Annotated in this window: 11 protein-coding genes; 5 read left to right on the top strand and 6 right to left on the bottom strand. The window is 74.5% G+C overall.

Annotated elements, in window-relative coordinates; genetic code table 11:
* Positions 1-21 precede the first annotated feature (21 nt).
* The 3 genes from ACRAKJ_RS32585 to ACRAKJ_RS32575 all read right to left on the bottom strand — a co-directional run bounded on the left by ACRAKJ_RS32585 (position 22) and on the right by ACRAKJ_RS32575 (position 3,721).
* Positions 22-1,056 (bottom strand): CNNM domain-containing protein, encoded by a 1,035-nt coding sequence (locus ACRAKJ_RS32585; protein WP_438923809.1) that lies wholly within the window; start codon positions 1,054-1,056, stop codon positions 22-24.
* Complete coding sequence (locus ACRAKJ_RS32580) at positions 1,053-2,528, bottom strand: CNNM domain-containing protein (protein ID WP_438923808.1); 1,476 nt, start codon at positions 2,526-2,528, stop codon at positions 1,053-1,055. Before ACRAKJ_RS32580 ends, ACRAKJ_RS32585 begins: the two co-directional genes overlap by 4 nt.
* Positions 2,529-2,680: 152 nt before the next feature.
* Complete coding sequence (locus tag ACRAKJ_RS32575) at positions 2,681-3,721, bottom strand: substrate-binding domain-containing protein (protein WP_438923807.1); 1,041 nt, start codon at positions 3,719-3,721, stop codon at positions 2,681-2,683.
* 131 nt (positions 3,722-3,852) lie between these two features.
* Between ACRAKJ_RS32575 and ACRAKJ_RS32570 the strand changes: the two genes are divergently transcribed.
* From ACRAKJ_RS32570 to ACRAKJ_RS32560, 3 genes are read left to right on the top strand one after another with little or no spacing between them, the layout of a single operon-like run.
* Entirely contained in the window at positions 3,853-4,995 is a 1,143-nt protein-coding gene (locus ACRAKJ_RS32570; protein ID WP_438923806.1) for a Gfo/Idh/MocA family protein, read from the top strand.
* Positions 4,992-6,110, top strand: coding sequence for a dihydrodipicolinate synthase family protein (locus tag ACRAKJ_RS32565; protein ID WP_438923805.1), 1,119 nt, complete (start codon positions 4,992-4,994; stop codon positions 6,108-6,110). Before ACRAKJ_RS32570 ends, ACRAKJ_RS32565 begins: the two co-directional genes overlap by 4 nt.
* A complete protein-coding gene (locus ACRAKJ_RS32560) occupies positions 6,107-6,940 on the top strand; it encodes a TIM barrel protein (RefSeq protein ID WP_438923804.1) in 834 nt (277 codons plus the stop codon). Before ACRAKJ_RS32565 ends, ACRAKJ_RS32560 begins: the two co-directional genes overlap by 4 nt.
* A 182-nt stretch (positions 6,941-7,122) precedes the next feature.
* Here ACRAKJ_RS32560 and ACRAKJ_RS32555 read toward each other — a convergent pair whose 3' ends face one another.
* Positions 7,123-8,166, bottom strand: coding sequence for a serine hydrolase (locus ACRAKJ_RS32555; protein WP_438923803.1), 1,044 nt, complete (start codon positions 8,164-8,166; stop codon positions 7,123-7,125).
* A gap of 96 nt (positions 8,167-8,262) precedes the next feature.
* Here ACRAKJ_RS32555 and ACRAKJ_RS32550 point away from each other — a divergent pair, with 96 nt between their 5' ends.
* Positions 8,263-8,970 carry an SDR family NAD(P)-dependent oxidoreductase gene (locus ACRAKJ_RS32550; protein WP_438923802.1) on the top strand — a complete coding sequence of 236 codons (708 nt, stop codon included), beginning with the start codon at positions 8,263-8,265 and terminating at the stop codon, positions 8,968-8,970.
* A gap of 142 nt (positions 8,971-9,112) precedes the next feature.
* Here the strand turns inward: ACRAKJ_RS32550 and ACRAKJ_RS32545 are convergent, their stop codons facing one another.
* On the bottom strand, positions 9,113-11,995 hold the full coding sequence (locus ACRAKJ_RS32545) for a glycoside hydrolase family 9 protein (protein ID WP_438923801.1): 2,883 nt from the start codon (positions 11,993-11,995) through the stop codon (positions 9,113-9,115).
* Between the two features lie 168 nt (positions 11,996-12,163).
* Positions 12,164-12,664 (bottom strand): carboxymuconolactone decarboxylase family protein, encoded by a 501-nt coding sequence (locus ACRAKJ_RS32540; RefSeq protein ID WP_438923800.1) that lies wholly within the window; start codon positions 12,662-12,664, stop codon positions 12,164-12,166.
* A 171-nt stretch (positions 12,665-12,835) separates the two neighbouring features.
* Here ACRAKJ_RS32540 and ACRAKJ_RS32535 point away from each other — a divergent pair, with 171 nt between their 5' ends.
* Positions 12,836-13,666: a hypothetical protein gene (locus tag ACRAKJ_RS32535; RefSeq protein WP_438923799.1), complete on the top strand. Its 831-nt coding sequence runs from the start codon at positions 12,836-12,838 to the stop codon at positions 13,664-13,666.
* Positions 13,667-13,767: the final 101 nt, after the last annotated feature.

Raw genomic sequence — 13,767 nt, 5'->3', positions numbered from 1 at the left:
AACCCGCGCCCGCCGCGCGGGTCAGACCTCGCGCCGCACGTGGGTGCCGTCGCGGACCGTGCCGACGTACTCCTCGACCAGGTCCTCCAGCGCGACCACGCCGCTCGCCGCGCCGTCGGCCGACACGGCCTGGGCCAGGTGGCTCTGCGCCCGCCGCAGCACGGCGACCGCCTCGTCCAGCCGGGCGTCCACCCGCACCCGCGGCAGGCCGCGCACGCGACCGGCGGGCACCCGCGTCGCCGGGTCGGCGTCCGACAGGTCCAGCACGTCCTTGACGTGCAGGTACCCGATCAGCCGGCCGTCGGAGGCCACCGGGAACCGGGAGAAGCCGGTGGCCGACACCGCGGCCTCCAGCTCGCCGATGGTCGGCCGCGCCGACACCGACGTGACCCGGTCCAGCGGCACCAGCACGTCGGCGACGGTCCGCTCCGCCGAGGACAGCGCCTGCGCCAGCCGCCGGTGCTCGGAGTCCTCCAGCAGGCCCTCCTGGCGCGACTGCCCGATCAGCAGGGCCAGCTCGTCGCGCGTGTACGCGGACTCCAGCTCGTCCTTCGGGGTCACGCCGACCAGCTTGAGGACCGCCGTCGACACCACGGTGAACCCGCGCAGCAGCGGCGCCACCATCCGGCAGAACCAGTAGTGCGCGGGCACCAGCAGCAGCGCGGTCCGCTCGGGGCCCGCGATGGCCAGGTTCTTCGGCACCATCTCGCCCAGCACCGTGTGCAGGGCGACCACGATGATCAGCGCCAGCGCGAACGCCACGCCGTGCCGCACCGCGTCGGGCACGCCCAGGCCGTGGAACGGTCCCTCCAGCAGGGCCGCCACGGCGGGCTCGCCCAGGGCGCCCAGGCCCAGCGAGCACAGCGTGATGCCGAGCTGCGCGCCCGCGATGAGCAGCGGCAGCTCCCGGCCCGCCTTGATGACCGTGCGGGCGCGGGTGCTGCCGGCCTCGGCCAGCGGCTCCAGCCGGTCGCGGCGGGCGGTGATGATGGCGAACTCGGCGCCGACGAAGAACGCGTTGCCCGCGAGCAGGGCGAACAGGGCGAGGATGCTCACCGCGTCACCCCCGACCGGTGCCGGTCCGGTCGCCCGGGCACGATGCGGTCGGCCGACGCCTGCTCGACCGTCGCCTGCTCGGGCACGGCGTGGTCGGACCCGGCGCGGTCGGACCCGGCGCGGTCGGACCCGGCGTCCGCGTCCTGAGCCGGGTCGGGGTGGGCGGGGTCGGACCTGGTCACGCGCAGCTCGGCGACCCGGTGCCGGTCCATCTCCACCACGGTGATGCGCCAGTCGTCCACCCGGATCTCCTCGCCGGCGACCGGGATGCGGCCCAGGCGCGCCAGCACCAGGCCCGCGACGGTCTCGTAGTCGCCCTCCGGCATCCGGAACCCGGTGGCCTCGGCGACCTCGTCGTCGCGCAGCAGGCCGGACAGGAGCCAGCTGTCCGGGCCCAGGGCCCGCACCGGCGAGGTCTCGCGGCGGTCGTGCTCGTCGCGCACGTCGCCGACGATCTCCTCGACCAGGTCCTCCAGCGTGACCATGCCCGCCGTGCCGCCGTACTCGTCGACGACCAGCGCCGTCTGCAGGCCCGAGGCCCGCAGCCGGTCCAGCAGGGCGTCGCCCTCCAGCGTGGCGGGCACCGTCTGCACCGGCCTGGTCAGCGCGGACAGCGGCGTCGTGGCCCGCTGCGCGCGGGGCACCCCGAACACCTGCTTGACGTGCACCATGCCGCGCACCTCGTCCAGGTCGCCGTTGTGCACCGGGAACCGGGAGAACCCGGTCTCGCGCGCCTTGGCGACCAGGTCGAGCACGGTGGCGTCGGCGCGCAGCGACTCCACCCGCACGCGCGGGGTCATCAGCTCCTCCGCCGTGCGGTCGCCGAACCGCAGCGAGCGGTCCAGCAGGGTCGCGGTGCCCTCGTCGATCGTGCCGTGCTCGGCGCTGGAGCGGACCAGCGCGCCCAGCTCCTGCGGGGAGCGCGCGGAGGCCAGCTCCTCGGCCGGCTCCACGCCGAGGCGTCTGACCAGCCAGTTCGCCGAGCCGTTGAGCGCGGTGATCAGCCAGCGGAACACCGCCGAGAAGCGGGCCTGCACGCCGGCGACGGCGCGCGCGGTCTCCAGGGGCTTCGCGATGGCGAGGTTCTTCGGCACCAGCTCGCCGAACACCATCGACAGGGCCGTGGCCAGGGCCAGCGCCAGGACCAGCGAGACCGGCGACGCCACCGCGGCCGGCACGCCCAGCCCGGTGAGGGCGGGCGAGATCAGCTCGGCGATGGCGGGCTCGGCGATGTACCCGGTGATCAGCGTGGTGATGGTGATGGCCAGCTGCGAGCCGGAGAGCTGGAACGACAGCGACCGGTGCGCCTTCTCCACCGTTCTCGCCTTCGCGTCGCCGACGGTGGCGACGTGGGACTCGACGGTGCTGCGCTCCAGGGCGGTCAGGGAGAACTCGGCGGCGACCGCGATGAACGTGCCGATGGTGAGCACCACCACGGCGACGAGGCCGAGAACGCTGAGCAGGATGGTCATCGGTCACCCCGACGGGTGACCGGGTGGGGCTGACAGCCGGGTATCGGACCCGGCTCGGTACTACAGCCCGGTGACTGCGCGTCGCGCACGGAAGGGATCACTCCTCGTGAGGGGTGGTCGAACGGGTGTCCAGTTTAGAGAGTAACCGCCGGTCAGCGCAGTCCGGTACCGCTCGGTGACGAAGTACTCGCCCGGAGGACCACCTCACCGGCCACGCGCACGGTCCGCGGCTGCCCCGCCACACCGTCCAGGACCAGGTGCGCGGCGCGTTCGCCCATCTCCTCCAGGGGCAGCCGCACGGTGCTCAGCGCGGGCACCAGGTCGCGCAGCGTGGGGATGTCGTCGAACCCGGCCACCGACACCTCGTCGGGCACCCGCAGGCCGCGTTCGCGCAGCGCCGCCATCGCCCCCATCGCCATCACGTCGTTCACGGCGAACACGCAGGTCGCCCCGGTGCGGGCGGCGAGCAGGTCGCCCACCGCCGCGTACCCGCCGTCCCGGGTGAACCCGCTGGTGAAGACGTGGTCGTCGGGCAGCTCCACGCCCGCGTCGGCGAGGCCCGCCCGGAACCCGGCGACCCGGTCGCGCGCGGCGAGCAGGCCGGGCGGCCCGCCGAGCACCGCGAACCGCCGGTGGCCGAGCGCGGCCAGCTCCCGGGCCAGCGCCCGCGCGCCCGACCGGTTCGCGGGCACCACGGTGTCCGCGCCGAGCTTCGCCTGCGAGACGCACGCCACCCGGCCGCCCTGCTCGGTGAACGCGGCGATCTCCTCGGCCAGGCGCGTCGAGGCCGCCCGGTCGGTGGTGCGGCTGCCCGCGATGACCACGGCCCGCGCCCGGTGCGCGCGCAGCGTGTTGACCAGCTCGACCTCGCGGTTCGGGTCGCGGCCGGTGGTGCCCAGCACCACGACCAGCCCGGCGGACTCGGCGACCCGGGTCACGCCCGCCGCGATGCTGGAGAAGTACGGGTCGGCGATGTCGTGCACGACGAGGCCGACGAGGACGCTGGAGTTGCGGGCCAGCGCCTGCGCCGAGGCGTTGGGCAGGTAGCCGAGCCCGCGGGCGGTGCCCAGCACGCGCTCGCGCAGCTCCTCGCTGACCTGCCGGGTGCTGCCGTTGAGCACCCGTGAGGCGGTCGCGAGCGACACGCCCGCGTGCTTCGCCACCTCCTGGAGCGTGACCTGCCGCGACGCCAACGCCGACCCCTTCCGCCTCCTGGTCCGGCGAGACTAGCCCGCGAGGAGGTTGACGACGCCGACGAGCCGACCGTAGCGTGTCGGTACCTGCTTGGAAAGCGCTTTCCAGCTACCTATCGGGAGTGTTGCGCATGGCTGTGCGGACGATCGGCATCGCGTTGAACGGCGTCACCGGGCGCATGGGCTACCGGCAGCACCTGGTGCGGTCGGTCCTGGCGCTGCGCGAGCGGGGCGGCGTGCGGGTCGGCGACGACGTGCTGGTGCCCGAGCCGCTGCTGGTCGGCCGCAACGCCGACAAGCTCAAGGAGATCGCGCAGCGCCACGACCTGCCGCGCTGGACGACCGACCTGGACGCCGCGCTCGGCGACCCCGACGTGGCCGTGTACTTCGACGCCCAGGTGACGTCCGCGCACGTCCCGGCGCTGTCGGCGGCCATCGCGGCGGGCAAGCACGTCTACAGCGAGAAGCCCGTCGCGGCCACCCCCGAGGAGGTCGCCGACCTGGCGCGGCTGGCGGACGCGGCGGGCGTGCGGCACGGCGTGGTCGCCGACAAGCTGTACCTGCCGGGCATCCGCAAGCTGCGCCGGCTCGTGGACGGCGGGTTCTTCGGCCGCGTGCTGTCGGTGCGCGGCGAGTTCGGCTACTGGGTGTTCGAGGGCGACTGGCAGAGCGCGCAGCGGCCGTCGTGGAACTACCGGGCCGAGGACGGCGGCGGCATCGTCGTCGACATGTTCTGCCACTGGAGCTACCTGCTGGAGGGCGTCTTCGGGCGGAAGGTGGAGGCGGTGACCGCGCGGGCCGTCACGCACGTGCCGACCCGGTGGGACGAGCGCGGCGAGGCGTACGAGGCGACCGCGGACGACGCCGCCTACGCGATCTTCGAGCTGGCCGGCGGCCTGGTGGCGCAGGTCAACTCCTCGTGGGCGACCCGCGTGCACCGCGACGAGCTGGTCGAGTTCCAGGTGGACGGCACGCTGGGCAGCGCCGTGGCCGGGCTGCGCGGGTGCGTGGCGCAGCCGCGGGCGGTCACGCCGAAGCCGGTGTGGGACCCGGACGTGCCGTCCTCGACCGACTTCCGGTCGCAGTGGCAGGAGGTGCCGGACAACGAGGTCTTCGAGAACGGCTTCCTCGTGCAGTGGGAGGAGTTCCTGCGGCACGTGGACGGCGGCGCGCCGTTCGGGCACGACTTCTGGTCGGGCGTGCGGGGCGTGCGGCTGGCCGCCCTGGGGCTGGAGTCCTCGCGCACCGGCCGCCGGGTCGAGGTGCCCGCGTGACGGCCGTGCGGCTGCCGGCGGCGGACGGGACGTTCCGCCGGCACCGGTTGGGCGACCCCCGCACGTGGGATGTCGGGCCGTTCACCTCACGCGTCGCGTTCGCCGCCGCGCACGTGGTGGCCGACCCGTTCGGCGGCAACGCGCCGGGCGCGCCCGCCCGCCTCGACTGGGACGCCACGCTGGCGCACCGCGAGCACCTGTGGGCGCACGGGTTCGGCGTGGCCGAGGCCATGGACACCGCGCAGCGCGGCGCGGGCCTGGACTGGCCCACCGCGCTGGAGCTGATCAGGCGCTCCGCGTCGATCGCCGGGGGGCGGCTGGTCGCCGGCGTGGGCACCGACCACGGCACCGCCGACCCGCTCACCGCCTACCGCGAGCAGCTGGCCGACGTCGTCGAGGCGGGCGCGCAGCCCGTCCTGATGTGCAGCCGCGCCCTCGCCGCCGCCGCGCGCGGCCCCGAGGACTACCTGAAGGTGTACTCCGCGCTGCTGGAGGAGGTCGACCGGCCGGTGGTCCTGCACTGGCTGGGCACCGCGTTCGACCCGGCGCTGGAGGGCTACTGGGGCTCGTCGGACCTCGACGAGGCCACCGGGCACTTCCTCGACCTGGTCCGCGCCCACCCGGACAAGGTGGACGGCGTCAAGGTGTCGCTGCTCGACGCCGGTCGCGAGGTGGGGCTGCGGCGTGCGCTGCCCGCCGGCGTGCGCTGCTACACCGGCGACGACTTCGACTACCCCGACCTGATCGCGGGCGACGAGGTCGGGCACAGCGACGCGCTCCTCGGCGTCTTCGACGCGATCGCGCCCGCCGCGTCCACCGCGCTGCGCCTGCTCGACGCGGGCGACGTCGCCGGGTACCACGAGGTGCTGGCGCCGACCGCCGCGCTGTCGCGGCACGTGTTCGGCGCGCCCACGTTCCACTACAAGACGGGCCTGGTGTTCCTGGCGTGGCTGCGTGGGCTCCAGGACGCCTTCGCGATGGTCGGCGGGATGCAGTCCGCGCGCGACGTCGTCCACCTCGGGGAGGTGCTGCGGCTGGCCGACCTGGCGGGGCTGCTGCCCGACCCGGAGCTGGCCGCGGCGCGGTGGGGCCGGCTGCTGGGCGTGCTGACGTGAGGCTGTCGCTGAACCAGGCCACCGTGAAGCGGGCGTCCGTGCCCGAGGTGGTGGAGGTGTGCGCGCGGCACGGCATCGGGGGCGTGGGGCTGTGGCGGGAGCCGGTGGCGGAGTTCGGGCCGGCCCGGACGGCGGCGCTGGTGCGCTCGGCGGGGCTGACCGTGTCCTCGCTGTGCCGGGGAGGGTTCTTCACCGGCCACGACCAGCGGCTGGACGACAACCGGCGGGCGATCGACGAGGCGGCGGCGCTGGGCGCGCGGTGCCTGGTGCTGGTGCCGGGCGGCGTGCCGGACCGCGACCTGGTCGCCGCGCGCGGGCGGGTGGCGTCGGCCCTGGCGGTCCTGGCCCCCTACGCGGCCTCCGCCGGGGTGCGGTTGGCCGTCGAGCCGATGCACCCGGTGTTCTGCGCCGACCGGGGCGTCGTGTCGACCCTGGCGCAGGCGGTGGAGCTGGCCGCCCCGCACCCGCCGGAGGTCGTCGGCGTGGTGGTGGACGCCCTGCACGTGTGGTGGGACCCGGCGCTGGCGGCCTCGGTGGCGTCGGCGGCCCCGCGGATCGCGTCCTACCAGGTGTGCGACTGGGTCACCCCGCTGCCCGCCGACGTGCTGCTCGGGCGCGGGCTGCCCGGTGACGGGCACATCGACCTGGTGGGCCTGACCGGGCTGGTGGCGGCGGCCGGGTACGACGGCTTCGTCGAGGTGGAGGTGTTCAACGAGGAGGTGTGGGCGCGCCCCGCGGACGCCGTGGCGGCGGACCTGGTGCGCCGGCACGCGACGGGGTGGGAGCCGGTCGTGGACGGCGGCCACGACCGGCTTCCCGTCTCCCCCTGAGGGGTGTGGCACGACCCGCCGTGCCCGCTGTCGGCTCCCCTCCGACTCGCGGGTGCGGCTGGTCGATCCCCTCGTGTTCCCCCCGTAGGAGAAGAGCGGGGTGCCGGGCCGTGGATACGCGCGGTCCCGGACTTCTTTTCACGGGGGTGCGCCGGCCCGCGGGAACGGCCCGGCGCGGGTGGTCAGGCGCCGATCCAGGGGAGGTGGCGGCGGGCGCGGTAGGTGCGGGTGGCGTTCGTGGTGATGCGCAGCACCGAGTCGTACATGCTGCGGCCCAGGGCGGCCCTCGCGCGCAGCGCCGGGTGGGTGGCGCCGTAGTTGTCCGCGTTCACCGCCTGGTTGCCGCGGAACGCGCCCGAGGCGAACAGGGCGTAGGTGACGATCGCCCTGCCGCTCGCGTCGAACACGACGCCCGCCTCGTTGCGGCCGTCCTCGAACCAGCCCGCCTTGGTCGCCACGTTCAGCCGCTCCTGCGAGGACAGCTCCAGCCGGACGCCGTCGGTGAACGCCGTCAGCGACCGGAGGACGTTCAGCAGGTACGCCGTCGAGCCGGCGGACAGCAGCTCGCCGTTCACCAGCTTCTGGAGCAGCGTGAACGTCTCGCGCGGCGTGGTGGTGCCGAGGAAGAAGCGGTTCGGGTTGGCGACCGGCACGACCCGCGTGTGGACGAACCCCTTGCCGCGCAGGATCTCGTTCAGCTCCAGCGCGGGCACGACCAGGCCGCACAGGCGCACGCACGTGTTGTCCGAGACCGTCAGCAGCGTCGACAGGACGTGCCCCAGCGTGACCGAGCTGGGGTAGGCGCCGTCCAGGGCGAAGATGCCGTCGGTGTCCTGGATGACGATCTCCGCCGGCACCTCGACCCGCTGGTCGAGCCGCAGCAGGCCCCGGTCGACCTTGTCGAGCACCGCCACGGCCACCGCGACCTTGTTCACGCTGTACGCCTCGACGACGCGGTCCGCGTGGTCCTGCACGGCGGGCCTGACCACGCAGTCCGGGTCGGCCACGCCGATGTACGACGACCACGTGCCGCCGGCGAGCAGGGTCGCCACGCCGTACTTGACCGCGATCTTGCGCCGCGCCAGCTCGGCCGTCGTCGGGATCAGGGCGTCCCACTCCGCCTCGGTCTGCTCCGCCTGCGCGGAAGCGGTCCCCGCCGTGCCCAGCACGGCGGTCGCCGCCGCCGCCGAACCCAGCCCCAGCGCGAACCTGCGGTTGATGTCCATGTGCCCCCAATCAGTGGATACGTCAGCTAAGACGCCACCGGTGATCAGAACGTTGCTCGCGCACCGGAGGGTGATCGAACCAGTACGCTGCGCCGTGTGGGCGAAGAGGTGTTCCTCGTGACGGGGGCGAGCCGCGGCATCGGCGCGGCGACCGCCCGACTGGCCTCGGCGCGCGGCTACCGGGTGGTGCTGGCCTCGCGGGACGCGTCGTCGACCGCCCGGCTGGCCGCCGAGCTGGGCGGACCGGACCGGGCGTGGTCGGCGACGTGCGACGTGACCCGGTACGAGCAGGTCGCCGGGCTCGTCGACCGGGTGGAGGAGGCGTGGGGCCGGCTCGACGTGGTGTTCGCCAACGCCGGCACGAGCATCGTCACCTCGTTCACCACGGAGGGGGGCGCGCCGCCCGCCGAGTGGAGCGGGATGGTGCTGACCAACGTGTGCGGGCCCGCGTTCACCGCCCGCGCCGCGATGCCCGCGCTCGTCCGGCACGGCGGTCACCTCGTGCTGACCGGGTCGGCGGCCGGGCGCGGCGTGCGGCCGGGGAACCTCTACTCGGCGACGAAGTGGGCCGTGACGGGGTTGGCGCAGGCCATCCGCGCCGAGTGCGTCGGCACGGGGGTGCGCGTCACGCTCGTGCAGCCCGGCCTCACCGACACGGGCGGTATCCCGGCGTCGCGGGCGGGCGACCCGAAGCTGGAGCCGGCCGACGTGGCGCGCGCCGTGCTGTACGCGGTGGAGCAGCCGCCGACGGTGGACGTCAACGAGATCCTGGTGCGCCCGGTGGGGCAGGACCCGTACAAGTGACCCGGCCGGGCCGCGGACCCGCGACGCCGGTGCCTTGAAATGAAGAAACGCACCACCGGCCGCCGTGGCGTGGGCTGAAGATCAGCGGCCGGTGGTGCGCGGTGCGCCCGGTGGTGGGTGTGGCCCACCACCGGGCGCGGGGTCAGCCCTTGGTGCAGGACTGGCCGTTCACCCGGAAGTCGGTCGGTTCACCCGAGCCGGTCCCGGAGGAGTTGAAGCCGATGCCGGCCGAGCCGCCGCTGCCGACGTTGCCGTTCCACGGCATGTTCGTCGCCGTCGCGGCCTGACCGGACTGGGACCAGGTCGCCGACCAGCCCTGCGTGATCTTCTGGGTGCCGGGCATGGTGAACTCCAGCTTCCACGACGTCCACGCCTGGCCACCGGTGTTGGTGACGGTCAGGTTGGCCGACATGCCGCCGTTCCACGACGACGCGCGCCACGTGACCTTGCACGCGCCCGCGACCACGTCCGGCTTGGTCCGCACCACCACGTTCGTCGACTTCGACGTCAGGTTCGCGCCGTTCTTCGCCGACACGTACAGGGTGTAGGCGGTGTCCGGGCGCAGGCCGGTGATCGTCGCCGACGGCGAGGTCGTGGTGGCCAGCACGCGCAGCGCGTCACCCTCCACCGACACGACCTGGTACTCGCGCACGCCGCTCTCGGCGTCCGACGACGGCGTCCAGGTCAGCTTGAAGCCCGCGGTGGTGATGTCGGACGCCGCCGGGGCGCCCGGGGCCGACGGGGGCGTGGTGTCGACCGGGGGAGCGGTGGTGACCTTCTCCGCCGCCCAGTTGGCGACCCACGCGAACGCCGAGTTCCAGTTCACCGTGACCTCGTTGACCGAGTACGCCTCGATGTGGTCGACGAAGCACTTCTGCGGCTTGCAGCCCTGGAGCAGGCGCGCGGCGATCGGGTCCTGCAACGCGCTGTTCGGGCCGCCCGAGAGCGCGCCGGGGGGCGCGATCGGCAGGGTCGGGTCGAGCTGGTTCGCCCAGTGCCGGTGGTGCACGTTGCGCACCGCCTGCTCGCCGTAGCCCGTGACGTAGGAGTACGACAGCGGGTTGCGGCCCAGCAGGTAGTGCAGGCCCTGGAACACGCCCTCGCGGTACTTGGCCGCGCCGGTGAAGTCGTGCGCCAGCGCCAGCACCGAGATGTTGTTGGTCACCAGGCCGTTGGAGCCCCAGTCGTAGCCCTCGACCGGCTGGTACGGGGCCGGGTAGCCCTGGGTCGCCATCCGGGTCAGGTGGGCGTCGGCGACGGAGGCGAACTTCGCCTTGATCGCCGTCACGTCCGCCGCCGGCAGGCCGTTGGGCACCAGGGCGAGCGTGATGTCGCCGAGCGGGCCGGTGGAGCCCCAGTCGAAGCCCCGGGTGTCCAGCGACGCGCCCTTGTAGTGCGTCGACGACGTGAGGTCGCTCCGGTACGACGCCTCACCGGTGGTGGTGAACAGCTCCGCCGCGGCCCAGTAGAACTCGTCGGTGACGACCGGGTCGCTGTACGAGCCGCCGCCGGTGCCGTCGTTCGGGTCGGCGATCTTGTTCGGGTTGGCCTTGGCCGCCGCGTACGCCTTCACGGCCGCCGCCTGCGCCTTGGCCGAGAACGCCGGGTCGATCGTCTTCCACAGGCGGGCGGCCTGCGCGGCCACCGCGGCCGTGTTCAGCGTCGCGGCCGTGCTGGTCGCGGACAGCCGCCGGGCCTGCGGGTCCTGGTGCGGCAGCAGCGGGAGGCCGGTCCAGTTCACGTCGTGGATCTTGTGGTGCACCATGCCGTCGGGCGCCTGCATCTTGAGCAGGAACTCGACCTCCCAGCGCGCCTCGTCCAGGACGTCCGGGACGCCGTTGGCGCTCTCCGGGATCGACAGCTTGCCGTCGCCCAGCGCCGCGGCGTCGCCGATCAGCTTCGCCCGCTCGTAGGTGTTGAGCACCTGCCACGCCGAGATGCCGCCGTTGACGACGTACTTGCCGTGGTCGCCCGCGTCGTACCAGCCGCCGCGCACGTCGAGCGTGTAACCGCAGTCCAGGCCGGTCAGGCAGGGCACGTTGTCGTCGCCCTGGTTCGGGGCGACGTTGAGGTGCCCGGCGGGGCGCGCGTACTCGTCCCCGACGTACCGCGCCTCGATCTCGATGCCGCTGCGGTTGTGGTAGAAGTACGCCAGCGAGTCGGTGCGCAGCTTCTTGACCTGGTCGGTGCCGATGTCGAACGGGAAGCTCGTCTCCGTCCCGACGGTCAGCGTGTAGCCGGTGCCGGCGGTGTCGTAGGACGAGAAGTCGATCAGGTGCGTCCGGTCGCCGGACTCCGCGTCCAGGCCCTTCGGCGTGGTCTGACCGGTGGCCACGGTCGCGCCGGCCGCGTTCTTCAGCACCCACGTCTGCGCCGCGGTCGCGTCGGACGTCAGGGTCGCCTGCTTGGGCAGGCCCGGCACGTAGGCGACCTGGTCGACGTTGATCTTCTTCGCCGGCACGGACGGGTCGCCGCCCGGCGGCTTCACCCCGCCGACCAGGGAGACGTTGTCCACGCAGACCGTGTTGGCCGCCGCCTGCCCGCCGAGCTGGAACGTCGCCTGGCCGTTGCCGGCGTCGGGGAAGTCCAGCTCCGAGGTGAAGGTGAAGCTGAACGTCTGCTTGGTGGTCGTCAGCTGCACGGTGTGCGAGGCGACGCCGCGGTAGGGGCTGACGCCCTCGCCGAGGTTCGCCGTGATCGGCTGCGGGGTGGTGGCGCGGGCGTCGAACGTCATCGTGTACGACTGGCCCGCCTCGAACGGCACGCCGTTCTGGCCGATCAGGGCGTCCCACGGGTTGGCGGTGCCACCGGGGACGGCCGCGCACAGCTCGCCGTTGACGAGCCGGTTGGTGACGCCGCTGCCGGCCCACCACGGGTCGGCGGTGCCGCTGCTGAACGTGCCGTTGATCAGCCGCTCGTAATCGGCCGCGTGGGCCGTTCCGGCGGCCAGCGCGCCGCTCACCGCCACGAGGGCGAGGGATGCGGTGGCCCGACGGCGCCACCGGGGGGAGGGAAGCGATCTCATGGACAGGGTCTCCTCCGTCTGCTCTGACGGTTGACGACGCTTCTGGGAGCGCTCCCTGGGAGCGCTCCCAGAGACTCTAGGGTGATCGTGCGCACATTCACAAGGCTGAATTCCACCTCCAGTCAACCCGTGGTCACGGGCTGTGAACGTGCACAGGGTGCGAAGCGATCAGCGCGGGGCGGTGTACCCCCTGGTCACGATGCGGTCGGCCATCGCGGCGTAGGCGGCCGGGTCGTCCGGCGCCCACGTGGCCAGGCCGTCCACGTAGCGGTTGAGCATGCAGAACGCGGCGGCGATCAGGACGGTGTCGTGCACCTCCCGGTCGGTCGCGCCGTGCTCGCGGGCCCGGGCGACCAGCTCGTCGGTGACCGCGCGCCCGCTCTCGGCCACGGCGGTCGCGACGTCCAGCAGCGCCGACAGCTTCGGCGACGGCTCGTGCCCCTCGGGCAGCTGCGCGGCGGCGAACGCGGCGTGCGAGGAGGCGCAGTAGGTGCACGAGTTCAGCTCCGAGACGCGCGCGGCGATCAGCTCCCGCTCGCCCCGGCCCAGCTCGCTCGGGCCGCGCAGCAGCACCTCGACCAGCTCGCTCAGCGGGCGACCGGTCTCGGGTCGGTAGGCCATGAGCCCGGCGATACCGGGCAGCGGGTTGTCCAGCTCGATGTGCGGCATGCGCACAGTGTCGTGATCACCGGGCCGGCGGGCGAGCGGTGGGCGGGCTGTGCGGTGGGCCGGTCGCCGAGCGTGACCCGGCCGCGCCGTCGCGTCGATTCACCCGTACGGCCCGCCGGCCGCGCCCCCGGGTGGCCGACAACTACCGGTAGTCGTCCGCGTGGAGGGAACGTGACCAAGAGGCCCGCCGTCGTCGTCGGCGCGGTCGTGCTGGCCGCGCTCGGCGCGTTCGCGGCGCTGGGCGTCCTGCTCGCGCCCGGTCCGCCGTCGACCGACGCCCGCGCGCTGGCGGGCACCGCGCTGGTCGCCGCCCGCGACACCCCGCAGCCCGGGGCCGACCCGGACGCCGTTGCCGACGCGGTGTCCCGGGTGCTGCCCGAGGGCACGCGGGCGGTCGTCGTCCGGCCCGGCCGCGCCAACGAGGCACCGACCCGGTCCGGTACCCACCGGGTCGCGGTGGTGGTCGGCGAGGTGGACCGGGCGGCGGTGGCGCTGCTCGTCGCCAACGGCGGCGTCGTCGGTTCCGCGACCACCCCGGACGGCTGGTGGGCGGCGGTGTCCGCGCCCGCGTCCGTCGCCGCGCCCGTCGGGCCGGCGCTGGCGCTGCTGGTGGCCGCCGCCCTGCTCGGCGCGGCGGCCGGCGAGGTGTCCCGGACCAGGCCCGCCGCCCCGGCGCGGCAGGGGGACGTGCTGGTGCGCGGGGTCGTCGGCCTGCTGCCGCACGTGTCCGAGGAGGCGGCGTGGCGGGCCCGCGACGTGCTGGCGGCGAGCGGCGTGCGGCCGGTGGTGCCCGACGGGCGCGCGGTCGACGCCCGGCGGCACCGGGTGGTGTCCACCGAGGTCACCGACGACCCGCGGCGGGTGGGCACGGTGGCCCGCACGCTGTGGCCCGGGTACGCGGAGGGGGAGCGGGTGGTGGTGCCGGCGGAGGTCGTCGCCTACGTGGGGCCGGGGGAAGGGGGCGAGGGGGGCGGCGGGGTCGGGCGGGCTCGGCGGCGTTGAGGGCGGCCGGTGGGGGGAGCTGTGGCGGCGGCCGGCGTGGGCGGCGGTGAGGGGAGCGGTGTGGGCGAGCGGTGTGGGCGGCCGGTGAGGGGAGTGGCGGG

This window comes from Saccharothrix sp. DSM 118769 (genome assembly GCF_052936295.1).
Note: the sequence above shows the minus strand (reverse complement) of the source record. Positions and strands in the feature narration are given on the sequence as shown.

Excerpts from the sequence above, each read along its gene's own strand:
- ACRAKJ_RS32580 (WP_438923808.1), bottom strand. The coding sequence starts at position 2,528 with ATGACCATCCTGCTCAGCGTTCTCGGCCTCGTCGCCGTGGTGGTGCTC.
- ACRAKJ_RS32570 (WP_438923806.1), top strand. The coding sequence starts at position 3,853 with ATGGCTGTGCGGACGATCGGCATCGCGTTGAACGGCGTCACCGGGCGC.
- ACRAKJ_RS32555 (WP_438923803.1), bottom strand. The coding sequence starts at position 8,166 with ATGGACATCAACCGCAGGTTCGCGCTGGGGCTGGGTTCGGCGGCGGCG.
- ACRAKJ_RS32545 (WP_438923801.1), bottom strand. The coding sequence starts at position 11,995 with ATGAGATCGCTTCCCTCCCCCCGGTGGCGCCGTCGGGCCACCGCATCC.
- ACRAKJ_RS32540 (WP_438923800.1), bottom strand. The coding sequence starts at position 12,664 with ATGCCGCACATCGAGCTGGACAACCCGCTGCCCGGTATCGCCGGGCTC.